18 protein-coding genes are annotated in these 22,301 nt (G+C 51.6%); 8 read left to right on the plus strand and 10 right to left on the minus strand.

Annotation, left to right across the window (positions count from 1 at the left end):
* Positions 1-12: 12 nt before the first annotated feature.
* The 3 genes from UNDKW_RS07015 to UNDKW_RS07025 all read right to left on the minus strand — a co-directional run bounded on the left by UNDKW_RS07015 (position 13) and on the right by UNDKW_RS07025 (position 3,608).
* Positions 13-1,437: an MATE family efflux transporter gene (locus tag UNDKW_RS07015; protein WP_162058120.1), complete on the minus strand. Its 1,425-nt coding sequence runs from the start codon at positions 1,435-1,437 to the stop codon at positions 13-15.
* On the minus strand, positions 1,434-3,158 hold the full coding sequence (locus tag UNDKW_RS07020; protein WP_162058121.1) for a glycosyltransferase family 39 protein: 1,725 nt from the start codon (positions 3,156-3,158) through the stop codon (positions 1,434-1,436). The genes UNDKW_RS07015 and UNDKW_RS07020 overlap by 4 nt, the downstream gene beginning before the upstream one ends.
* 183 nt (positions 3,159-3,341) lie before the next feature.
* Complete coding sequence (locus UNDKW_RS07025; RefSeq protein WP_162040398.1) at positions 3,342-3,608, minus strand: type B 50S ribosomal protein L31; 267 nt, start codon at positions 3,606-3,608, stop codon at positions 3,342-3,344.
* Positions 3,609-4,314: 706 nt separating this feature from the next.
* Between UNDKW_RS07025 and UNDKW_RS07030 the strand changes: the two genes are divergently transcribed.
* Positions 4,315-4,944, plus strand: a complete 630-nt coding sequence (locus tag UNDKW_RS07030; protein ID WP_232063282.1) for a trimeric intracellular cation channel family protein — start codon at positions 4,315-4,317, stop codon at positions 4,942-4,944.
* Positions 4,945-4,965: 21 nt separating this feature from the next.
* Here the strand turns inward: UNDKW_RS07030 and UNDKW_RS07035 are convergent, their stop codons facing one another.
* On the minus strand, positions 4,966-5,649 hold the full coding sequence (locus UNDKW_RS07035) for a TetR family transcriptional regulator (RefSeq protein ID WP_162058122.1): 684 nt from the start codon (positions 5,647-5,649) through the stop codon (positions 4,966-4,968).
* Positions 5,650-6,322: 673 nt separating this feature from the next.
* Between UNDKW_RS07035 and UNDKW_RS07040 the strand changes: the two genes are divergently transcribed.
* From UNDKW_RS07040 to UNDKW_RS07055, 4 genes are all read left to right on the plus strand, one after another.
* Positions 6,323-7,648 (plus strand): efflux RND transporter periplasmic adaptor subunit, encoded by a 1,326-nt coding sequence (locus UNDKW_RS07040; RefSeq protein ID WP_232063283.1) that lies wholly within the window; start codon positions 6,323-6,325, stop codon positions 7,646-7,648.
* 74 nt (positions 7,649-7,722) lie between these two features.
* Positions 7,723-10,878 carry an efflux RND transporter permease subunit gene (locus tag UNDKW_RS07045; RefSeq protein WP_162058124.1) on the plus strand — a complete coding sequence of 1,052 codons (3,156 nt, stop codon included), beginning with the start codon at positions 7,723-7,725 and terminating at the stop codon, positions 10,876-10,878.
* Positions 10,879-10,880: 2 nt separating this feature from the next.
* Complete coding sequence (locus tag UNDKW_RS07050; protein WP_162058125.1) at positions 10,881-12,323, plus strand: efflux transporter outer membrane subunit; 1,443 nt, start codon at positions 10,881-10,883, stop codon at positions 12,321-12,323.
* Positions 12,324-12,537: 214 nt separating this feature from the next.
* Positions 12,538-13,122 carry a hypothetical protein gene (locus UNDKW_RS07055; RefSeq protein ID WP_162058126.1) on the plus strand — a complete coding sequence of 195 codons (585 nt, stop codon included), beginning with the start codon at positions 12,538-12,540 and terminating at the stop codon, positions 13,120-13,122.
* Between the two features lie 105 nt (positions 13,123-13,227).
* On the opposite strand, the gene UNDKW_RS07060 is transcribed toward UNDKW_RS07055, so the two are convergent.
* From UNDKW_RS07060 to UNDKW_RS07075, 4 genes are all read right to left on the minus strand, one after another.
* On the minus strand, positions 13,228-13,878 hold the full coding sequence (locus UNDKW_RS07060; RefSeq protein WP_162058127.1) for an SCO family protein: 651 nt from the start codon (positions 13,876-13,878) through the stop codon (positions 13,228-13,230).
* Positions 13,875-14,687, minus strand: a complete 813-nt coding sequence (locus tag UNDKW_RS07065; RefSeq protein ID WP_162058128.1) for a formylglycine-generating enzyme family protein — start codon at positions 14,685-14,687, stop codon at positions 13,875-13,877. Before UNDKW_RS07065 ends, UNDKW_RS07060 begins: the two co-directional genes overlap by 4 nt.
* A gap of 65 nt (positions 14,688-14,752) precedes the next feature.
* Positions 14,753-16,261: a copper-containing nitrite reductase gene (gene nirK / locus UNDKW_RS07070; RefSeq protein WP_162058129.1), complete on the minus strand. Its 1,509-nt coding sequence runs from the start codon at positions 16,259-16,261 to the stop codon at positions 14,753-14,755.
* A 179-nt stretch (positions 16,262-16,440) separates the two neighbouring features.
* Positions 16,441-16,896, minus strand: a complete 456-nt coding sequence (locus UNDKW_RS07075) for an Rrf2 family transcriptional regulator (protein ID WP_162058130.1) — start codon at positions 16,894-16,896, stop codon at positions 16,441-16,443.
* A gap of 292 nt (positions 16,897-17,188) precedes the next feature.
* Between UNDKW_RS07075 and UNDKW_RS07080 the strand changes: the two genes are divergently transcribed.
* The 3 genes from UNDKW_RS07080 to UNDKW_RS07090 all read left to right on the plus strand — a co-directional run bounded on the left by UNDKW_RS07080 (position 17,189) and on the right by UNDKW_RS07090 (position 20,209).
* Positions 17,189-19,477, plus strand: coding sequence for a nitric-oxide reductase large subunit (locus UNDKW_RS07080; RefSeq protein ID WP_162058131.1), 2,289 nt, complete (start codon positions 17,189-17,191; stop codon positions 19,475-19,477).
* A gap of 79 nt (positions 19,478-19,556) precedes the next feature.
* On the plus strand, positions 19,557-19,820 hold the full coding sequence (locus tag UNDKW_RS07085; protein WP_162058132.1) for a DUF2249 domain-containing protein: 264 nt from the start codon (positions 19,557-19,559) through the stop codon (positions 19,818-19,820).
* 50 nt (positions 19,821-19,870) lie between these two features.
* Positions 19,871-20,209 (plus strand): cupin domain-containing protein, encoded by a 339-nt coding sequence (locus tag UNDKW_RS07090; protein WP_162058133.1) that lies wholly within the window; start codon positions 19,871-19,873, stop codon positions 20,207-20,209.
* A 67-nt stretch (positions 20,210-20,276) separates the two neighbouring features.
* On the opposite strand, the gene rho is transcribed toward UNDKW_RS07090, so the two are convergent.
* Together rho and trxA are read right to left on the minus strand one after the other, a co-directional pair.
* Positions 20,277-21,539, minus strand: a complete 1,263-nt coding sequence (gene rho / locus UNDKW_RS07095; protein WP_162040410.1) for a transcription termination factor Rho — start codon at positions 21,537-21,539, stop codon at positions 20,277-20,279.
* A gap of 244 nt (positions 21,540-21,783) precedes the next feature.
* Positions 21,784-22,110, minus strand: coding sequence for a thioredoxin TrxA (trxA, locus tag UNDKW_RS07100; RefSeq protein ID WP_162040411.1), 327 nt, complete (start codon positions 22,108-22,110; stop codon positions 21,784-21,786).
* Positions 22,111-22,301 lie beyond the last annotated feature (191 nt).

The following is a 22,301-nucleotide window of genomic DNA, read 5'->3' on the forward strand; positions in this document are numbered from 1 at the left end:
TTTTGTTATTCATCATGGGTTTCTGCCTGGCTGGTCGAAATTCACGTTCCTGCGCCACATGGCGGGAGTGGGGAAGCGTTTTTGGACTATGCGCAGGTAGTACCACAGGCTGAAGGCGACGATGGCGAGGCTGGTGCTGTTGGCCATCCAGAAGCCTGCTGCGCCGTGCAAAAAGGCGGGGCTGATGTTGTAGGGGGCCAGGCCGAGGATGACGCCGCCACCGAGGCCGCAGCCCCATAGGGCGAAGGCGTACAGGATGGTGGGGACGATGGCGATTTTATAGGCGCGCAGGATGAAGGCGGTGGTGACTTGTATCGCATCAAAAATCTGATATACCGAAATAAAGGTGAACAGCGGGAAGGCTGCGGCGATGATGATGGGGTTGGATGTGTAGGCGTGCAAAATCAGGTCGCGGCTGAACCAGATGGCGATGCCGATGGGCACAGCCAGCATGGCAGCGAGGATGATGCCGGCATTGCCGGTGACGCGGGCGGCCTGCATTTGTTTGGCACCTATGGCTTGCGCAACCAGGGTGCCGGTGGCGCTGGCAATCGACAGCGGCAGCATATACAGGATGGTGCCAAAGTTGGCGGTGAGCTGGTGGCCGGATACTGCGACTTCACCGAGGCGCGCGATGAACAGGGCCATGAAGGCAAAGGCGGTGACTTCGATGAGATAACTCAGGCCCATGGGTATGCCGAGGTGTAGCAGGCTGCGCAGGGCTTTCCAGTTGGGTTTGACGAAGCCTGTGCCAAACAGTGCAAACAATTCATAATATTTGACGTGTTTGAGCATGAGCCAGCCAGTGATGAGCATGAGCCAGGCATTGACGGCAGTAGCAGCCGCGCAGCCGGGGCCGCCCATGGCGGGTATGCCAAGGCCACCAAAAATGAACAGAGTATTGAGCGGGATTTTTATCGCCAGTGCTGCTAGTTGTATGGCCATGACCATCTTGGGGCGGCCCACAGCATTATTGAGTGCGCCGTAAATCCTGAAGCCCAGCGTGGCGGGCAGGGCGATGGCCAATATTTGCAGATATTGTGCAGCCTTGTCATTCAAGGTTGGCGAGGCTTGCGCGATGGAGAGCAGGCTATTTGGGAACAGCAGGATCAGGCAGCCTATGCAGGCCAGAAAGCCGCCTAGCCATACGCCTTGTTTGATTTCTTCGCCTATTTTTTTGAATTTGCGGGCACCGAATAATTGGCCAACGACAGGGGAGATGGCTTGCAAGATGCCGTTGAGGCCGACGAAGATGCTGACGTAAATCGAGATACCGATGGAGAGTGCGGCCAGGTCAGTCGCCGAGAAGCGCGAAGTCATGGCTGTGTCTATCACCCCATTACCCACCACTGCCATCTGGCCCACCATCATGGGCCATGACAGTGAGGCGATGCGCTTGATGTTGCCGCGCAGCGTGCTGGGGTGTTCGGTCTTCATTGCTGCTTGCGCTGGAACAGGGTAAACAATTCGTCGTTGTCGGCGGCGCGGTGGCCCGACCACAGGACTGTCCATTGTTCTTGCTTGTATTCTGCTGGTAGAGCGGGCTCATTTCTGGATTTCTTGCTGTTCTGTACCAGCAGGAGGTGGCAGTCGTGATCAGAGAATCCGGCAAACTGCAGCTTGCCAAAATAGGCGAATGAGGCGCGTTGCGATGGGCCTATGTGGGCTTGTATGCAGCCCATATTGGCGGGTACTTTTTGTGCCAGTTCTTTGGCCAGTGGTGCATAGCTGACCTTTTGATTGACCCATGGCAGCCCCAGGCTTTGTATCAGCAGCCAGCACAGGATCACACCACCACTGGATAAGACAACTGCACGCCACAAGACCGCAGGTTGCCTGGATATGCGCCAATATACGAGGCGGAACCAGGCTACGGTCGCTGCCAGGGCAATGATGAAGGCAAAGACGCTGAAGCTGGACTGATAGCCCGGCACCATGCTGGCTACTTTCCTGGACATGCCAGCAGGCCAGCCAGTCTGGTCTGCCAACCAGTACAGCCAGATAAAGCCCGCCGCCGCAGTAAAGACGATGACCGAGAACCAATCCACGGCGTTGATGGCGCTGCGTTTCATGGTCGGCAAACCAAAGGTGGCAAGTATTGCCAGTGCGGGCAGTATCGGTAAGAGTATGGCTTCTTCAGACTGATGATTGAAGATGCCGAGCACGGCAAAACAGATCAGAAAGCTGACTGGCAATGAGATATGCAGGGCTTTTTCTTGTTTGCGCCAGGCATAAATTGCCCAGGCTGCAAATGGCCAGGCGGGCCAGCTAAACCAGATACCATAGCGGAACAGGTAGCTGACGCTGTCTATATTGGGGAAATTGAACTGACGGTAGTTCCACAACATCCATGCCTGATAAGGCGAGCTGTCATAAGGATGCGCCAGGTTGATCGTGATGAGCCAGGTGCCTGCAATGGCAATCGCCACAGGCAGGGTGGTGTTGATCAGGTATATCAACGGCTGGCGTTGCTGGCGGTAAGCGCAGACTGCCAGCAGGCTGATCCATAGACCAGTTGGCAATACCCAGCCACGGGTTAATACCAGCAAGCCTAAGATGCCACCAATTTTTGCAGCGGTAAGCCTGGCAGGTTCGTCGAGCAGCCGTACGCACAGATACAATGTGCAGGCGATCAGGGATATCTGCAGTGCTTCTGCACTGGTTTCATGGCTGCGCAGCAGGAGTCCAAGGCAGCCAAGGTAAATCAGCAAGGCACCGTCAGCGAGGGTACGGCCAAAATCGCGTGCTTCTGGCTGGCCACCAAAGGCCAGTTTCAATGGCTGGGCTTCTGGCCTGCGGCCCAGCAGGTAAGTGGCATACCAGACCGAGAGTGAGCCTAGCAGGAAGCAGATGCCAGTACTCAGGCGGGCGGCCATGGGTTCGCCCACCAGCCAGCCAAATAATTTAATGCAGATGGCACCGAGCCAGAAAGCCAGTGGGCCTTCTTCTGGCATGGGCAGGCCGACGATGTGTGGCCACAACCAGTCAGCCAGATTGCCATGTGCCATGGTCCACATGATGCCAAAGCCAGCGGCATCGTCACCTTTCCAGGGGTCTCGGCCTATCAGGCCGGGCAGGATATACAGGAGACAGAGGGCGATGATTCCCCAGCGCGGTAGCGCAACTGTTGCGGCAGCAGGAAGTCGGACTGGCTTCATATCTGGGTGGTGGAGGGAAAGGATGCTTATTGTAGGGTAAAGCTGTAGTAAAAAAGGCAGCCTGGGCTGCCTTTTTTACTAAAAACTCTTGGGAACCACAGACTGTCTTGCGTACTCCGCAATTTTGTATTAGCAGGGCTGCCCCTGCCAATGCATGAAACCGTGCTGTGTTTCCCTTGCCGATTAGTTGGCGACAGAAGTCTTGGAACCGACTTTGCCGAACTTTTGGCGGAATTTTTCAACGCGACCGGCTGTATCCACGATTTTGTGTTTGCCAGTGTAGAAAGGATGAGATTCTGCAGAAACCTCGATCTTTACCAGTGGGTATTCTTTACCTTCAAACTCACCTTTGTCTTTGGTGCCGATAGTTGAACGTGTGATGAATTTGAAATCGCAAGATACGTCGTGGAACAGAACTTCGCGATAATTTGGGTGGATGCCGTCTTTCATGCTTGCCTCAAGATAGTGTAGGTAGCCAATAAGCACTTCGTCGGTCGCCCTGCTTCTTGACCCGATTGCATTATCACTTGCCAAAGGTTAAATAATTGTCTGGATTTTGGACGCCCAAAATGCCAAGCCGATGATTATACAATGAAAATTGGGAGTTTTGCGATGGGATGTTGTCGGAGTCGGGGGCTTATTGTAGAGAAATTTGAGGTGGATAAGGTTGGCTTGAGTGAGATTGCGTTATTTATTTAATATGTTTCTATCCTTTTTGCCACGACTTATTCTAGTGAACTGTAACAGTGAAAATCGGAGTGCCTGCCACGTGCGCGACGATCATGGCTGCGTTGCAAATACTCGCGATAGCCCCGCTATCGCTGCGTTTTGCGTCTTGCCCTGATGCGTCGGGCACATGTCCTTCACTCTCGATTTCACTGTTACAGTCCACTAGTTTGTTACGAACGCCAATGGTGCGCCAGCCCGGTAGGTTTCTGCCTGTGCAGGAGCGACGAATTTGAGGGTGGTTTCTTTGCATGAGCTTCCGGATATCTTCGATTTTTCTCAGTCTTTCTCTGTGATAGCTCTGTGTCTCTGTGTCTCTGTGTCTCTGTGTTGAGAGGTCTTGAATTTAAGGAACCATAGACTATCAGACCCATAGTCACCCCTAACTTGATAAAATCCCCATTTTTGCACCAAATCCTGAAGGAGAAACATGACGACGAGCTATCTGGGTATGAGTTCGATGTTGCATACCATTGAAGTCGCCGGGATACTGGCTTTTGCCAGTTCGGGATTTATTGAGGCGCGGCGCAAGCGTATGGATGTGGTGGGGGTGTTCACTGTGGCCTTCATCACGGCCTTTGGTGGCGGCACCCTGCGTGATCTGCTATTGGACAGGCGGCCCTTGTTCTGGGTGGAGAATCAGGAATACCCTATCCTGATCTTTGTCATGTCGATTATCGCCATCCCGTTTTTGCGGCATTTACGTAATGCCGTGACTGAAAACGCCATTGTCCTGGCCGATGCCTTAGGACTGGGTCTGTTCAGTGTAACCGGTGCATCCCTGGCGCAAGAAGCGCAGATGCCCATGTTTGTCTGCGTGATGATGGGGGTTATTACCGGGATTTTTGGTGGAGTTTTGCGCGATATTATCTGTAATGAAATACCGCTGGTGTTCCGCCGCAGCCACTTATATGCGACCTGTGCGTTTGCCGGTTGCTGGACCTACCTGATACTGAACTGGCTGGAGCTCAATGAAGGTGTAGCCCTGGGGTTTGGTGTGGGCATCTGTTTCGTACTGCGCATGATGGCAGTACGGTTTGACTGGAAATTGCCGGTCTAGCCAGGTTTTTCCTGGCCTTGCCTAGTCCTGGTTATTGACGACCAGTTGCAGGCCGCATTCTTTTTCTGCTGGTCTGGCTTTTTTCAGGGGCGGGCGGGCGACCAGGCCTGCCAGGAACATGTCTATCATGTCTTCTGCGTGCAGCATCAGGCAATAGGCGGATGAGTCTTCCAGCCATTCATGGACTATGCCTATGACATAGGCGTGGATGGCCTGCATGGCGATCCAGGTGTCGGTGTCAGGATGCAGTTGCCCCTGATTAACCGCCTGCTGGACCATGGCCTGCACTTTGGACAGGCATTCAACCCGTTTTTCACTTTCGACGCTGAAGAAGATCAGATCGCTGTTCTTTTCACAGCGATGAAAAATGATGTCAAACACATTTTGCTGGCGAGGGTTGCCAGTCACCAGATTGAGGAAGTGAACGTTGAGTTGCCTGATACCGGCAAGCGGGTCTTTTTGTGGTGTGGAAACAATCTCGTTGAGCAAAGCTTCCATGGGCAGGAAGGCGCGGTCACACATGGCCTGGAACAGGGCGTTCTTGTCCTTGAAGTGCCAGTAGATGGCGCCGCGCGTCATGCCTGCTGCGCTGGCAACATCATTGAGTGTGGTACTGGTGACACCTTTTTCGGCGAACACTTTTTCTGCCGCGTCTAGCAGAGTATTATAAGTTTCCTGTGCTTCTTCTTTCGTCTTCCTGACCATTTTGTTTCCTTTGTGTACGCGGCAAATTTTTATCGCGACGTACAAATTTTTTTGCTGTCTCTTCGTTATTGTATGTGATCACTGCAGGGTGAAAAGCGCTGAAAGCCTGAGGCTCGCTACTAATCACACTGCGTGATTAAGACATGTATTCCGGTTATACCGTTTTTATGTTTTTAAAACCTGCATTGTTACGCATTGATACTGCTCTACATTTAAAAAAACGACCTGTCACAGATCAAATTTGTTGCCTCGCAGCAGAAATTTATTGTCTGCTTTATACTTGTTTACTTGCCTGTCTTGCTAGCCTCTATCAGCCCTCGGGATCGGGATGTCATGAGGCTTTCATCAGGCTGCTTTATAAAGCATTTAAATACCGCGCTTGTCATTCATGCTGCTAATGACCGCAAACAATTCTTGTTAATTTGACCATGGCTCACGAAGAGCCATATAAATATAGCCCAAGAGAAACTGCACCCTTAGGCGCTGGTTTTTCATAGGTAAGCATCAATTCAGATCTCACCCAAATCCCTGTTTTACCGTAGGGCTGTTTAAAAACTTTATTTACAAACATTCGTGAATGTATATAATAGCACACCGCCTTTCCTTTTAGAAGAAAGAATCTCCTATGCGCTCCCCTGCAAAACCAATAATAAATGTATTTAAGCTAACTTCAGTGACTAGTCATATGACGCAGGCTTTGCCTGCTTTGCGTATTGCTGCTATCAGCCTGCCTTTACTGGTGCTGGCTGCCTGTGGCGATAAAGGGGCTGCCAATGCTGCGGGCCCAGGCAAGATGCCTCCACCAGAAGTGAATGTCGTTACCGTACAGCCACGTAACCTGGGTATGGACTTTGAATATGCGGCGCAAACCGCAGGTTCACGCGAAACTGAAGTGCGGGCCCGTGTTGCCGGTATTTTGGAAAACCGCCTGTATGAAGAAGGTTCCCGTGTTAAAGCCGGCACAGTCCTGTTCCAGATCGACCAGGGTGCTTACCGCACGCAACTGGCCTCTGCTGAAGCGTCCGCTGGGGTGGCAGAAGCCAAACTGAACCAGGCCAAACGCGAATTTGCCCGTCTGACACCACTGGCAGCAGAAAAAGCCATCAGCCAGAAAGAATTTGATGACGCCAAGTCTGCGCTGGAAACAGCAGAAGCCAGCTACAAGCAAGTGCAGGCTCAGGTGAATGAAGCCAAACTCAACCTGGGTTATACCCGTGTTGTAGCACCGATTGATGGTGTGACTGGCGTTGCTGCCAAATCAAACGGTAGCCTGGTGACAGCAGCAGATAGTTTGCTGACCACCATCGTGCAAACTGATCCTGTGTATGTCAACTTCAGCGTACCGGAAGCCGATTACCTGAAACTGAGCAAGGACGTAGGCGCAGGCAAGATCGCGTTGCCTGGCAAGAAAACCAATAACGGTAGTCTGGCGTTCGATGTGCAACTGAAACTGGCGGATGGCAGTACAGCCCCGGTCACCGGCAAGATGAACTTTGTCAGCGAAAAAGTAAACCCGGCTACCGGCGGTTTTGATGCCCGTGCCCAGGTGCCTAATCCTGATGGCACATTGCGCCCTGGCCAGTTTGTACGCGTGATACTCAGCGGTGCTACCCGTAGTGCTGCCATTGCGATACCTCAGCGTGCTGTGATTGACAGCCCTATGGGCAAGATCGTATTTACGGTGTCGCCAGATAACAAGCTGGTGCCAAAGCCGGTTGAGCTGGATGGCTGGTCCCATGGTGAATGGATAGTGACCAAGGGTTTGCAAGGTGGTGACCGCGTATTGGTGGATGGTTTCATCAAGGCGCATGATCCTGGCATGACGGTAACGCCAATCGCGATTACAGCCAATGCTGCAGCCCAGGCTGCACCAGCGGGTGCACCACCAGGTGCTCCTGCTGCAGGTGGCAAACCACCTGCCGCCAGTGCATCCGCTTCAGCACCTGCAGCATCTGCCGCATCTGCAACACCGGCTGCCAGCGCAGGGGAAAAACACTAAGCCCGTATCTTCAAGCCAAAGTATCAAGCTGAAAATCCGCTGCATAACAAAGCTAAGGCTACAAGGAATAATTCATGTTCTCAAAATTTTTCATTAACCGGCCGATCTTCGCGACAGTTTTATCGCTGATCATCGTGCTGGCCGGTCTGGCCGCCTTGCGCGTCCTGCCGATTTCGCGCTACCCGGAGATTTCTCCGCCGGTAGTGAATGTGACTGCGGTCTATCCAGGCGCGTCTGCCGAGGTGGTTGAACGTACCGTCGCTGGCCCTATCGAAGAGCAGATCAACGGCGTGGAACACATGCTGTATATGGATTCTGTATCTTCTGCTGACGGTCGTGTGTCGATCAACGTCACATTTGAAGTCGGTACCGATCTGGATATCGCTGCAGTTAACGTCAACAACCGCGTGCGTCAGGCTGATGCCAAGCTGCCGCAAGAAGTACGCCGCCAGGGTGTGACAGTGTCCAAGAGTTCGTCCAACTTTCTGGTCGTAGCTGCCTTGTTCTCACCTGATAACCGTTACGATGCGCTGTATCTGTCCAACTATGCAACGCAAAATGTGCTGGATGCATTGAAGCGTGTGCCTGGTACCACCAATATCCAGATTTTCGGTGCCAAGGATTATGCGATGCGTATCTGGATGCGTCCTGACCGCATGGCACAACTGGGTGTGACGGTTGCCGATATATCGAACGCGATTACTGAGCAAAATGCCCAGTATGCAGCAGGTAAAGTAGGTGCCCCACCAAACAATACCGAAGAACTGACGATGACAGTGACGGCCAAAGGCCGCTTGCTGGAACCGTCTGAGTTTGCCAATATCATCGTCAAGTCGGCCAAGGGTGGTTCTGCCATCCGTATCAGTGATGTCGCACGTGTCGAGCTGGGTTCCAAGGATTACAACCTGTATGGTCGCGTCAATGGTCACCCATCTGCGAATATCGGTGTGTTCTTGCAGACCGGCGCGAATGCGCTGGAAACGCGCAAAGCAGTAGAACAAACCATGAAAGACCTGAAAGCCAAGTTCCCTGAAGGCATGGAATATGCCACGCCGTATGACACCACACCTTTCGTGACGGAATCCATCGCTGAAGTGTTGAAAACCCTGGCAGAAGCCATGGTGCTGGTGTTCATCGTGGTGTATCTGTTCCTGCAAAGCTGGCGCGCAACCATCATCCCTACATTGGCTGTGCCGGTATCGCTGATTGGTACCATGGCTGGTCTGCATTTGCTGGGTTACAGCATCAATACGCTGACCTTGTTCGGTATGGTGCTGGCGATTGGTATTGTGGTCGATGATGCGATCGTGGTGCTGGAAAACGTTGAGCGTCTGATCAATGAAGAAGGCATGACACCAAAAGATGCAGCGATTGAGGCCATGCATGAAGTGACTGGCCCGGTTATCGCGATTGTGCTGGTGCTGGTAGCGGCTTTCGGCCCTATCGCCTTCCTCGGTGGTCTGGCGGGTGAATTGTATCGTCAGTTCTCGGTCACGATTTCTATCGCTGTGGTCTTGTCCGGTATCGTTGCCTTGACATTGACACCAGCTTTGTGCGCGATCCTGCTCAAGCCAGGTTCAGAAAATCATAACCGTTTCTTCACCTGGTTTAATGCTGCCTTTCTGCGTTTGACCAAGCGTTACACCAATGGCGTGACCTTCTTCATGAAGCGTGCTGTTCTGGGTATCGCACTGGTGCTGGGTATGGTGGCATTGACTGGTTTGTTGTGGAAAAACGTACCTGGTGGTTTGGTGCCGGATGAAGATCAGGGTTATTTCATTGGTGCGGCGATCATGCCGGACGGTGCTTCGCTGGATCGTACTGATGCGATGGTGCGTCAGGTTGAATCTATCATGAAAACCAACAAGAACATCGATACTACCTTTGCGCTGGTTGGTCTGGATTTCCTGGGCGGTGGCGGCTTGAAATCTTCTGCTGCAACCATGTTCTTCCCGTTGAAGCCTTGGGAAGAACGTAACCAGTCTGCACAGCAGATGGTGGGTGAAAGCTATATGAAAACTGGCCGTATCAAGGAAGGTTTGCCTTTGTTCTTTGCCCCGCCTGCGATTCAAGGTCTGGGTCAGACCGGTGGTTTTGAGTTCTATCTGCAAAATGCCGGTGAAGGCGGTGTCAAACGCCTGGCACAACTGTTGCCATTGCTGATTGCCGAAGCCAACAAACAGCCAGAACTGGCTGGCGTTAAAACTTTGTGGCAAGCCAATTCACCACAGTTGTATGTCGACGTGGATAATGAAAAAGCACGCTCCATGGGTGTGGCCTTGTCTGATGTGTATAACACCCTGGCCGCAACCATGGGTAGTTACTACGTCAATGACTTCAACAAGAATGGCCGTATCTACACCGTACAGTTACAGGCCGAAGGCCAGTACCGCGCCAAGCCAGATGACATAGGCAGCATGTATGTGCGTTCTGCCACTGGTCAGATGATACCTGTGCGCGCTTTCACGACCATCAAGTTCATCACCGGTCCTGATTCTGTACAGCGCTTCAATGCCCTGCCTGCGATTAAATTGCTGGGTGATGCCAAACCAGGCTACAGCTCCGGCCAGGCAATTGCAGCGATGGAAAGAGCAGCGAAGAATGTCTTGCCAGCTGACGTAGTCTATGACTGGGGTGGTGCTTCCTTCCAGGAAAAACGCAGCAGCAATGCGGCTGGTCTGGCATTGGGCGCTGGCGTGCTGATGATTTTCCTGATCCTGGCTGCACAGTATGAGAAATGGTCTCTGCCATTCTCGGTCTTGCTGGCCATGCCTTTCGGTATCTTCGGTGCCTTGCTGGCGGTGTATCTGCGTCACTTTAATAATGACGTGTACTTCCAGATTGGTCTGGTGACGCTGTTGGGGCTGTCGGCGAAAAATGCGATTCTGATTGTGGAATTCGCGGTCATGAAAGTGCATGAGGGATATGCACCGGTGGCTGCGGCGCTGGAAGCGGCACGCTTGCGCTTCCGTCCTATTCTGATGACTTCGCTGGCGTTTATTTTGGGTGTGGTACCACTGGCTTTCTCGCACGGCGCTGGTGCTGCTGCGCGTCAATCCCTGGGTACTGGTGTATTGGGCGGTATGTTGGCAGCGACTTTCCTGGCGATCTTCTTCGTGCCTTTGTTCTTCAAGCTGATCAATGACAGACGCTTGAAAACCACTGAGCAGGATTTTGAGCACCCTGTCCATATTTTGCACAATGCGCCTCAAGCAGATGTGAAGGAATAATAATGTCTGGAACAAAATTCATATTAACGACACTGGTTGCCAGCATGATGCTGGCAGGCTGTGCCTCGGTAGGGCCTGACTACCAGCGCCCGGCGCTGGAAACTCCGGCCAGCCCCGGTGTGGTGGTCACGCAAAATAAACTGGCAGCAGTTGATTATGCAGCCTGGTGGAAAAGCTTCCAGGACCCAGTACTTGACGGTCTGCTCGATGAAGCGGCCAAAAATAACCAGGACTTGCTGCTGGCCGCAGCGCGTATAGAAGAAGCACGTGCAGTTGCTGTCGGTGCCAATTCGAACCGCTATCCCAGTGTGGATGCTAACCTCGGCGCAACCCGTACCCGCACGAGTGAAAATGCCGGTAAGCTGGGTGCCGGTGCCAGCCCGTACAGCAAAGACTTTCAACTGAGCCTGACAGCTTCGTATGAAGTCGATTTCTGGGGCAAGCTGGCGCGTGCCGATGAGGCAGCCCGTGCGCGTTTGCTGGCGCAGGAAGCCAATCGTGGCCTGGTGCAAAGCAGCCTGTATGCGAATGTGGCGCAGACTTATTTCAGCCTGCGCGCAGCCGATGCACAACTGGCCCTGGCTGATTCGACCTTGAAGACTCGCCAGGAAAACCTGCGTTTGCAACAGCGCCGTTTCAAGGCAGGTGCAACCAGCGAACTTGATTTGCATGTAGCTGAATCTGAAGCAGCCGCATCGGACATCAGTTATGCTCAAGCCAAGCAAGCCTTGTCAAACATAGAATCGACACTGGCTGTTTTGCTGGGCCGTTCTGCCAGTGCGATTGCGCAGCCTGTGATTGCACGTGGTAATGAAATAGACAGCCTGCATCAGCAATTGACGATGCCTGCAGACTTGCCATCTGATTTGCTGAACCGCCGTCCGGATATCCTGTCGGCAGAGCAGGCGCTGGTCGCTGCCAATGCAGATATCGGTCAGGCCAAGTCACAATATTTCCCTAGTGTTAAATTGACGACGACTGCTGGTTATGAATCCAGGATATTCCAGGACTTGATCAATCCGGCATCGCTGTTATGGAGTCTGGGTAGCAGTCTGGCGCAACCTATCTTCCGTGCCGGTGCAATTGGTGCGGTAGTACAAGGCGCGGAAGCCCGCAAGAACCAGGCCCTGGCTCAATATGTGCAGGCAGTGCAGGGCGCTTTCCGTGATGTGCATGATGCGCTGAATAATACGGCGGCTAATGAGCAGGTCAACCTGGCTTCCGAGCGCAGGGTGGTCGCATTGAAAGATTCATTGCGCCTGGCGGATTTGCGCTACAAGAATGGCTATAGCAGCTATCTGGAAGTCTTGAACGCACAACGCGACCTGTACCAGGCACAGTCCAGCCTGATCGACAGCAAGCGTGCGCAATTGTCTGCCGTGGTCAGTATCTACAAGGCGGTGGGCGGAGGCTGGAGCAAGCCTGAGGTTTTGGCCAGCAAGTAAGTGATAATGTAATAAAGTAAAAAAAGTAAAGCAGCGGGCCAGTCTCAAAACTGGCCCGTTTCTTTTTGGGTTTGCGATTCTTCAAGGCGTTACATTTTGCTACTTACGCTTGTTACTCTCACTTACAGCTTGGCTGTCATCGGCACTTTCTGATGAGTCGTTATAGGCATGTGACTAGCACAAGTAACTTATAACCCCAGATAAGGATTGCATCATGAAAACAAAATTTATCCCCTTGTTATTGGCTGGTTTGCTGACAGGTTCTGTATTCGCACAAAGCGTCAGCGGCGATGTACAGCGCAATGTGAACCAGCAAGCACGTATAGAAGAAGGCTTGAAAACCGGGCAGTTGACGACCAAGGAAGCTGGCAAACTGGAGCGTGAGGAAGCGGCTGTCGCACGTGAAGAGCATAAGGCATTGAAAGATGGCAAACTGAACCAGCAGGAAAAAAACAAGCTGGCCAGAATGCAGGACAAGGCCAGCGCCGATATTTATGTGGAGAAGCATGATGCCCAGGTTGGCAACCCCAAATCAGTATCCAGCAAACGCATGCAGGCTGATGTGCAAAGAAATGTGAACCAGCAACAACGGGTTGAAAATGGCATCAAGTCTGGCGAACTGACCAATCATGAAGTGGCAAAGCTGGAGAAAGGTCAGGCAAGAGTCGATCACAAAGAAGCCCTTGCTGCAAAAAATGGTCATGTCGGCGCGGCTGAACAGCGCAACATACAGCATGCTGAAAACCATCAATCGAAAAAAATCCACAAGGAAAAAACGGATGATCAGGTTCGTGGCTGATCTGCGCGCTTGTTAATGCAAAAGCCGGGCTCCTGACTCCTGTTAGTGGCCCGGCTTTTTTCCTTGATCTCAATTGCTGATTTGTATCAGCTCAATCTGATTAATTTAAGGCGCCGCAGCGGCAGTGCCAGCATCCAGGCCTTTGAGTGCGAGTTTTATCTTCTGCAAGAATTCATCATCAACTGACCCCAAGGTGCCGCTACGGGCGAGTATGCGGCCATTTTTATCCAGCAAAATCAGAGCGCTGGTATGGTTGAATTCACCGCTGTCCATTTGCCGGTATTGAATATTTAATACCGCAGCCAGTTGTCTCACGGATTTTTCACTGGTGCGTGCAAGCACCCAGTGCTGCGTATCCAGTTCCCTGGCTTTGGCGATGGATTGCAAAGTGGCGACCTTGTCCCTGGCCGGATCGAGGGTCACCAGCAGGACGGATAAATGAGATTTCTCTTTTTCATCCAGCTTTTTTTCCAGCATGCGTATGGTGTCTATCAGCATGGGGCAAACATATTCACATGAGTTGTAGAACATGCTGGTAATCACGATATTGCCGGCCTGGTCTGCCAGTTTGAAGTTTTGGGCTTGCTGATTTTCCAGGCTGATCGGTAAACGGTAAACAGAGTCACCTGGTATTGACTGTATTTTGGGCTGTACTTTTGTTGTTGCTACTGCTTCGCTGCTACCTGCATGTGCATGCAGTGCAAGCAGTAGAAAAGAGGCCGCAATGGCCTTCCATGTGTTCAAAGCTGATGTCATTTTTTTTCTTCCTTGAGGTCGCGCGCACAGCGGAAACCCAGATTGTCGGTCGTGCTTGCACCGGTCAGCGATGACAGCAGGGCTACCCGCATCAGGATCGCGTAGTTTTCCTTGTTTTGCAGGCTTATGGCACCGGCACCGCAGAATTTCAGTTTGTCCGGATCACCCTGGGTACGGCTGTCAGCGCTGATCAGCAGGGCATTAAAGTCACTGACCCATTCCCATATCAGGCCATGCATATCCCGGACACCATAATAATTTGGCGCATGGCTCATGTTGGTTGACGACTGGGCTGGTGATTCTGAATACCATGAGAGTATGCGCGCACGCCAGGCCGGGTCACTGCGGGCATCGGCATGTTGCTCATCTGCCGCTGCCACGAGCTCCCATTCATACCAGCTGGGCAGGCGCGCGTCTTCCGATTCACAGTAAGCCTGGGCTGCATGCCAGCTGACGCTGGTAATTGCCTGCGTCAATTTCTTTTCATTCCCCACATCACTTGCCGATGCCCACGCATGCAAATAGCTGGCATCTGCAAAGATAGAGGCGATCTGATCCCGCTGCCATTCAGGATGGATGTGCAGGAATTGCTGGTATTCCCCCGTTGTTACCGGGCTGGTGCGCATGGCAAAGGATGGGACCCTGGCCATGTCCTTTACATTGGGCCCAGACAATACACTGGCGAACTGCTTGCCAGGAATGGCAACATATTCAGCGGCACAGATAATCGCAGGAGCCAGCAAGAAGACCGTCCCCAGCAAAGCCTGCCCTAACTTTGATTTGCTGCCACGCCTGTTACAGTTCGCCATATATTGATCTATTTATTGATCTATTTATTGATCTATTGACCGATGGATCGTTCAGTTGATGAGTTTCAATGTGCCGCTGCTTTGGCAGGCACAGCCCTGGCACGCTCGGCCTTGACTTCACTGGTCAGTATGCGTCCGCCCTTGTTGCCCCAGCTATTCAGGACATAAGTCAGGATATTGGCGACTTCGTCATCATTCAACTGGTTCATGGCAGGCATGACGGAATCAAAATCTTTGCCATTGACACTGACTTTGCCACTTAAACCACGCAGCAGTACGCCTATTGATCTTTGTGGGTCAGTATTGAGGTAGTCAGACTGTGCCAATGGCGGGAATACGCCGGGCAAGCCCGCGCCATTTGCCTGATGGCAGACTGAGCAGGTGCCCGCAAACAATTGTCCGCCTGCATTAACCTGGTCCTGCACTGTCAGTGTGCCACTCTCTGCTGCCTTGGCTGCTGTGCTGACCGCAGACAGATTCGCTTGTGCACGGTCACCCAGATAAACTGAATCGAGTTCTTTGCCTGAGTAGATATCCTTCTTCTCTGCGCCATCGACTTTCATGATGGCCAGTGCACCTTTATTGAATGCGCGGAAAATTGAGTGATCGACCAGTACATAGCTGCCAGGCACCTTGGTCTCGTATTCAACCACTGCTGCACCGCCAGCCGGGATGAGCGTAGTTTGTACATTTTTCTGGAAATTGCTGCCACCTTCAAAACGTACCTTATCAAAGATGGCTCCAATTACGTGGAAGCTGGATACCAGGTTGGGGCCGCCGTTACCGACGAACAGGCGAATTTTCTCATCTGTTTTGGCAGTCAGGGCTTTGTCACCCGTCAGGGCACCTTCGGCGCCGTTGAACAGGACATAGGTTGGTTTTTCATCGATGGCTTTTTCCATGTCGAAAGGCTGGTAACCTTTTTCACGGTATTTGCCGGTGGTGTAGAAATCACCTTGCATGACATAGTATTCACGATCTACGGGTGGCAGGCCTTGTGGTGGTTCAACCAGGATCAGGCCATACATGCCGTTGGCAACATGCATGCCCACAGGCGCAGTCGCGCAGTGATAGACATAGATACCTTCATTGAGTGCCTTGAAGGTGAATTGTGATTCATGGCCAGGTGCAGTGAAGCTGGAAGATGCGCCACCGCCAGGGCCAGTTACGCCATGCAAGTCAATATTGTGTGGCATCTTGCTGCTGGGGTGATTCTTGAGATGGAATTCAACCGTATCACCCTGACGCACACGAATGAAACTTCCTGGCACGGTGCCGCCGAAGGTCCAGAACATGTATTTCACACCTTCAGAGATAGCCATTTCCTTTTCCACGACTTCCAGCTCGACAATGACTTTTGCCGGATGGTTGCGTTTTATTGGTGGAGGAACAAAGGGTGGGCTGGTCAGTACTGCACGTATGACTGGCCCCTGGGGAGGGCCAAAATCACCAGTGCCTTTGTTGCTTTTACTGTCTTTACTCTCCGCCGCATGCGCTGACAAAGTCAGGAACAGCGAGACGAACAAGATGCGTGCAAGCAGGGATGCAAAAAATCCTCTGAAAATGTTTTTCATGTGAACACCTTTTGTATGTGTAGGCTATAAACCCGAGGGAAATTACTTTGCTGTTCACAATACTGGTGTCTTTCTCAAAAATCCTTGATATGAAATAAGAAGCTGAAAACTTTTAAGGGCAGGACATGGTTTTCAGTGCACAGTGCCTGATAACAACAGATTGATTGAACTGGCGTATGTCATGTCCGCTTTATTTTCTTGTCCGCAAAAAGCTGTATTTTGCCAAGGCTGTTTTTTTGCGCGATCAGGTCGGCCAGTGTCACTGCATCAAGCACTGATAGATAGGAGTCTGTAGCCCGGCTCAGTACGCCTTTTAAAATGCAGGCACCTGAGTAGGAGCAGGTATTGCTGTGACGGTCAAAGCACTCTGCCATATCGAAATCAGATTCAGCGTTGCGTACCACGTCACCTATATTAATCTTTTCTGGTGGCAGATTCAGTTTCAGGCCGCCATTGCGGCCACGTATGGTTTCTACCATGTTCGACATTCCCAGTTGATGGACAACCTTGGTCAGGTGGCTTTTCGAGATGCTGTGCAACTCGGCGATCTCCTGTATGGTCACCAGCCTGTCCTCATGTTGTGCCAGGTACATCAGGGTGCGCAAGGTGTAGTCGGTGAATGCGGTCAATCTCATCATGGTTCCTAAGTGCTGTGCATGCAATGGGAGGTATGAGCACTCCGCATTGGCTCGTTAAGATGCATATAGTATAGATGTTTATAAGCCTGGTCTTACAAATCTCGGAAAATTGATCTTCATCAAGGGTTTTGCATTAAACATTCATTTGTTTTGTATCTTTAAATACATGCATATAAAATGAATCTTTAATGAAGCAAGTCTGTTTGTGCTGCCATGCTGCCATAGCTCGGGCGCCAAAACAGGTTTTGTATCAGGAAACTTTTTCAATTTACCAATAAGGAATCACGCCATGCATGCCACGCGTAAACTCTGGACTTGGCTCGCTGTCATCTGTGTTCTGTCATTTACCGTCCTTGGCTGGGTGGGCACAGAAATTTACCTGACTGCGCCGCCTATTCCCAAACAAGTCGTCAGTGTTGACGGCACTGTCTTATTTTCTGAGGGGCAGGTAGGGCGCGGCCAGGAAGCCTGGCTATCTGCGGGTGGGCAGCAGCTTGGCACGGTATGGGGCCATGGCAGTTATGTCGCACCTGACTGGTCTGCTGACTGGTTGCACCGTGAATCACTGGCCCTGCTCGATATCTGGGCGCAAAAAGAGGCGCAGACATCTTATGAGCAACTTAGTCCGGGCCGCCAGGCCGAGTTGAAGGCTCGCCTCAAAGAAGAAATGCGGCGCAATACCCACGATGCCTCTGGCAATGTGATTACTGTGAGTGCAGACCGTGCCAAGGCTATACAAAGCGTGGCGCAGCATTATATGGCCTTGTTTGGCAATGATCCTTCATTGGAAAACTTGCGTGAGCAATATGCGATGAACCGAGGCAGCCTGCCAGAAATCAAGGACTTGCAAGCCTTGCCTGCATTCTTTTTCTGGTCGGCCTGGGCCGCCGCCACAGACAGACCGGGCGCGGCTGACCTCAGCTATACCAGCAACTGGCCGCATGAACCCCTGGTCAATAATACGCCGACTGCAGGTGCAGGCATCTGGTCCATCGCCAGTGTCATACTGATGATCGCGGCGATTGCGGGGATGATTTTTTATCACTCCATCAGCAAGGAAGAGAGTGATCCCGTACCTCCCAAGGCTGATCCCTTGTTTGACCTGAAGCCTACTCCTTCCATGCGGGCAACCAGGAAATATTTCTATGTCGTCATAGGCTTGATACTGGCGCAGGTTGGCATGGGCGTGATTACTGCCCATTATGCAGTCGAAGGCCACAGCTTCTTTGGTTTTCCGCTGGCTGACATATTGCCGTTCACTGTCAGCCGCACCATACATACGCAATTTGCCGTCCTGTGGATAGCCACAGCCTGGCTGGCGACGGGCCTGTATATTGCGCCTGCCATTTCTGGCCATGAGCCTAAATTCCAGAAGCTTGGCGTCAATGTGTTGTTCTATGCCTTGCTGTTTATCGTGGTCGGCTCCACCGCATTTGGCTGGCTGGGCAGCCTGCAGCACAAAGGCAATGAATTCAGTTTCTGGATAGGCAATCAGGGACTGGAATTCACCAGCATGGGCCGGGTCTGGCAAATACTCCTGTTCGTCGGCCTGTTGTTCTGGGTGACCTTGCTGGGACGCGGCTTGATGCCTGCACTGAAAAAACCATCCGAGAGCCGTGGTCTGATTGCCATGGTATTCCTGGCTGCCATGTGCATAGGCGGTTTCTATGCCACTTCACTGACCTGGGGTCCACATACCCATTACTCCATGATTGAATACTGGCGCTGGTGGCTGGTGCATCTGTGGGTAGAAGGCTTCTTTGAGGTGTTCGCTACCGCAGTGATTGCCCTGCTGTTCACCCGCCTGGGCCTGATCCGTGCAGCAACGGCGAATAGTGCAATTATCCTGGAAACCATCGTCTTCCTGTTTGGTGGCATCCTGGGGACTTTGCATCACCTGTATTTCACCGGCACCCCCACTTTTGTCATTGCCATTGGTGCCATGTTCTCTGCGCTTGAAGTTGTGCCGCTGGCCATGATAGGTGTTGAGGCTTTCCGTAACTACCAGCGCTCAAAAGCGGCAGCCTGGGTGCAGGCCTATAAGTGGTCGATACTGTGCTTTATTGCTGTTGGTTTCTGGAACACTGTTGGCGCGGGTTTGCTGGGCTTTTCCATCAACACCCCTATTGCCCTGTACTACATGCAAGGCTTGAATATGACAGCTGCGCACGGCCATGCTGCCTTGTTTGGCGTGTATGGCATGCTGGGTATAGGTTTGCTGCTGTTCTGCCTGAGAGGCTTGTCTGAGCGCGCGCTGTGGTCCGATAAATTGTTGCAGGCAATGTTCTGGCTGCTCAATATAGGACTGGCAATGATGGTGTTCATGTCGTTGGTACCTGCCGGGATTTACCAGGCCATGGCAAGCATCAGCAAGGGCATGTGGTATGCACGTTCACCCGAGGTCATCCATTCACACTTTATGGAAACCCTGGTCTGGTTGCGGGTTCCTGGTGACGTCGTGTTCTCTGTTGGTGTCGTCTGCCTGGCTATATTTGCCTTGCGCCTGCTGATAGGCCAAAAGCGCACGCAGGCAAGTGCGCTTGATATGACTTATACCAAGGCTTCCGGCAAGCTTTAGTTATTTATTCAGGGGAGGGTAGAAATTACTCTCCCTGTGTTTTCTGCTTATTTTCATCTATATTAAAAGGAGTTTCATCATGGCTCATGATTGTTCTATTCCCGTTTTGGCCGATGGCGTATATGAATTCGATGCGCGTGGCGTTGCCAAACGTTTTCGCCATGCCGCAATCTTTGGCGCCTTGTCAGCATTAAGGCCGGGAGAAACCATGCGTTTTTGCAATGACCATAATCCCTTGCCCTTGCTTGCTCAGATCGCACAACACTTTGGTACGGGTATAAAAGTGGCCTATGTTTCGCAAGAGCCTGGTGAAATCATTATTGATTTTCATGTGGCGACATAATTCTGTGCTGCTCATGGCGTCAAATCTGATTGCACTAAAGGAGAGATAACATGGCCATGCCACATTTGCGCTCAGGAGAAATGGCTAATTTGTTGTTGCCCGAGGCGCAATTACTGACAGTGCCAGCGCACGCCTTGTTTAAAGACGAGCATCTGGAAGTCATACGCATGCATCTGGCGCAGGGCAGGAGCCTGCCTTCACATCATGTTCAGGGGCCTATCACCATACAATGCCTGAGTGGTGAGGTACAAATCGAGCTACAGGCTGGACCCAGGATCATGCATGCAGGCGATCTGCTGTATCTGGAGGCTGGTTTGCCGCATGCTGTAACGGCGCTCAGCGATACTTCATTTTTGGTGACGATAGTATTGTTGAAAGTCGCAAGCTAGCAAATCAATGAGCAAAAAAAAGCCGTCACAAAAGTGACGGCTTTTTAGCCTGAAAACAGGAGGGGGATTAACCGCCCCTGCGCATCATTTCAAAAAACTCTGCGTTGTTTTTCGTGGCTTTCATCTTGTCGAGGATGAACTCCATCGCTTCGATTTCGTCCATGCTATACAGCAACTTGCGCAAGATCCAGATCTTTTGCAACTGATCCGGTTTGATCAGCAATTCTTCACGACGGGTGCCGGATTTGTTCAGGTTGATGGCTGGATAGACACGTTTTTCGGCAAGGCGGCGTTCCAGATGGACTTCCATATTGCCCGTGCCTTTGAACTCTTCATAGATCACATCATCCATACGGCTGCCGGTTTCGATCAGGGCTGTCGCGATGATAGTCAGTGAGCCGCCTTCTTCTACATTACGTGCTGCACCGAAGAAGCGTTTTGGGCGTTGCAGGGCATTGGCGTCCACACCACCAGTCAATACCTTGCCGGATGCAGGGATGACGGTGTTGTAAGCACGTGCCAGACGGGTGATGGAATCCAGCAGGATGACCACGTCTTTTTTCATTTCAACCAGGCGTTTGGCTTTTTCCAGCACCATTTCAGCAACTTGGACGTGACGGGTGGCTGGTTCATCGAAAGTCGATGCGACCACTTCACCGCGTACTGAACGCTGCATCTCGGTTACTTCTTCAGGACGTTCGTCGATCAGCAAAACGATCAAAGTAACGTCAGGGTGATTGGTGGTAATCGCGTGTGCCACGTGTTGCAGCATGACGGACTTACCGGATTTTGGTGACGCTACCAGCAAACCACGTTGACCACGGCCTATAGGGGCGATCATGTCGATGATGCGGCCGGTGGTATTTTCTTCGCCGCGCATCTCGCGTTCCAAGGTCAATACCTTGTTCGGGTGCAGCGGTGTCAGGTTTTCAAACAGGATGCGGTGCTTGGAGGCTTCTGGCGATTCGCCATTGACCTTGTCCACCTTCACCAATGCAAAATAGCGTTCACCGTCTTTGGGTGTGCGCACTTCACCTTCGATAGAGTCGCCAGTATGCAGATTGAAACGGCGGATTTGCGAAGGAGAGATATAGATATCGTCAGTCGAGGCCATGTAGCTGGCATCTGGCGAGCGCAGGAAGCCAAAGCCGTCGGGCAATACTTCTAGGGCGCCATCGCCAAAAATTTGTTCGCCTGCTTTTGCACGTTTTTTGAGGATCGCGAACATCAATTCCTGCTTGCGCATACGCGCTGCGTTATCGATATCGAGTCCTATGGCCATTTCCAATAATGCGGATACGTGTAAGGCCTTTAATTCAGATAGATGCATGGTGAGTGTCCCGGGATGGGATTATGGGGTGGGGGAGTGAACGGAGGAACTACGGATTAAACAGGATAGAAAGAATTTCTGTCTCGGTTTTCGTTTTATTTAATTTTACTTAAAATTGGGCTGAATCAGCATGCCTTGAATGATGGCTATCAACTAACCGGCAAACAAGGCAGCTTGTCTCTGTTTTAAAGCTGCAAACAAGCTTGTTATTTGCAACTTTAAAGTTTCAGACCGCAATAATACCTTAAATATTACTGTCAATGAAAGAGATTAATTGGCCTTTTGCCAATGCACCTACTTTTTGTGCGGCAGCACTACCATTTTTGAACAGGATCAGGGTAGGGATACCACGGATGCCGAACTTGGCAGGAACTGCCTGGTTTGCATCGACGTCCATCTTGGCAACGACGATCTTGCCATTATATTCTTTGGCAACTTCTTCCAGTATGGGGGCAATCATTTTGCAAGGGCCACACCATTCAGCCCAAAAATCGACCAATACTGGTACGTCAGATTTCAATACGTCTGCTTCGAATGAAGCATCGCTTACATATTTGATGTTTTCGCTCATGGAATCCTCAACGAGAGGGGAAAAATTAAGGGGTAACAGCGCCACTGAATGTCGGTATTTTGGGACAGCGCCGCATTCTGGTTTGAATCTGGGGGTGATAGTCACGAATTCAATGGTGTTGAACAGTGCAGCACCGTGACTAAAACAAAATGAGTCAGGCGTGGTCAGCTATGCAGTAGATAATAACCTAT

The sequence above is a fragment of the Undibacterium sp. KW1 genome (genome assembly GCF_009937955.1).
Classification (GTDB): Bacteria; Pseudomonadota; Gammaproteobacteria; order Burkholderiales; family Burkholderiaceae_D; genus Undibacterium.

Coding starts and splice junctions, on each gene's coding strand:
- UNDKW_RS07080 (WP_162058131.1), top strand. CDS start 17,189: ATGCATGCCACGCGTAAACTCTGGACTTGGCTCGCTGTCATCTGTGTT.
- UNDKW_RS07055 (WP_162058126.1), top strand. CDS start 12,538: ATGAAAACAAAATTTATCCCCTTGTTATTGGCTGGTTTGCTGACAGGT.
- UNDKW_RS07085 (WP_162058132.1), top strand. CDS start 19,557: ATGGCTCATGATTGTTCTATTCCCGTTTTGGCCGATGGCGTATATGAA.
- UNDKW_RS07050 (WP_162058125.1), top strand. CDS start 10,881: ATGTCTGGAACAAAATTCATATTAACGACACTGGTTGCCAGCATGATG.
- UNDKW_RS07025 (WP_162040398.1), bottom strand. CDS start 3,608: ATGAAAGACGGCATCCACCCAAATTATCGCGAAGTTCTGTTCCACGAC.
- UNDKW_RS07035 (WP_162058122.1), bottom strand. CDS start 5,649: ATGGTCAGGAAGACGAAAGAAGAAGCACAGGAAACTTATAATACTCTG.
- UNDKW_RS07060 (WP_162058127.1), bottom strand. CDS start 13,878: ATGACATCAGCTTTGAACACATGGAAGGCCATTGCGGCCTCTTTTCTA.
- UNDKW_RS07065 (WP_162058128.1), bottom strand. CDS start 14,687: ATGGCGAACTGTAACAGGCGTGGCAGCAAATCAAAGTTAGGGCAGGCT.
- UNDKW_RS07020 (WP_162058121.1), bottom strand. CDS start 3,158: ATGAAGCCAGTCCGACTTCCTGCTGCCGCAACAGTTGCGCTACCGCGC.
- trxA (WP_162040411.1), bottom strand. CDS start 22,110: ATGAGCGAAAACATCAAATATGTAAGCGATGCTTCATTCGAAGCAGAC.
- UNDKW_RS07045 (WP_162058124.1), top strand. CDS start 7,723: ATGTTCTCAAAATTTTTCATTAACCGGCCGATCTTCGCGACAGTTTTA.
- rho (WP_162040410.1), bottom strand. CDS start 21,539: ATGCATCTATCTGAATTAAAGGCCTTACACGTATCCGCATTATTGGAA.
- UNDKW_RS07090 (WP_162058133.1), top strand. CDS start 19,871: ATGGCCATGCCACATTTGCGCTCAGGAGAAATGGCTAATTTGTTGTTG.
- UNDKW_RS07015 (WP_162058120.1), bottom strand. CDS start 1,437: ATGAAGACCGAACACCCCAGCACGCTGCGCGGCAACATCAAGCGCATC.
- nirK (WP_162058129.1), bottom strand. CDS start 16,261: ATGAAAAACATTTTCAGAGGATTTTTTGCATCCCTGCTTGCACGCATC.
- UNDKW_RS07030 (WP_232063282.1), top strand. CDS start 4,315: ATGACGACGAGCTATCTGGGTATGAGTTCGATGTTGCATACCATTGAA.
- UNDKW_RS07075 (WP_162058130.1), bottom strand. CDS start 16,896: ATGAGATTGACCGCATTCACCGACTACACCTTGCGCACCCTGATGTAC.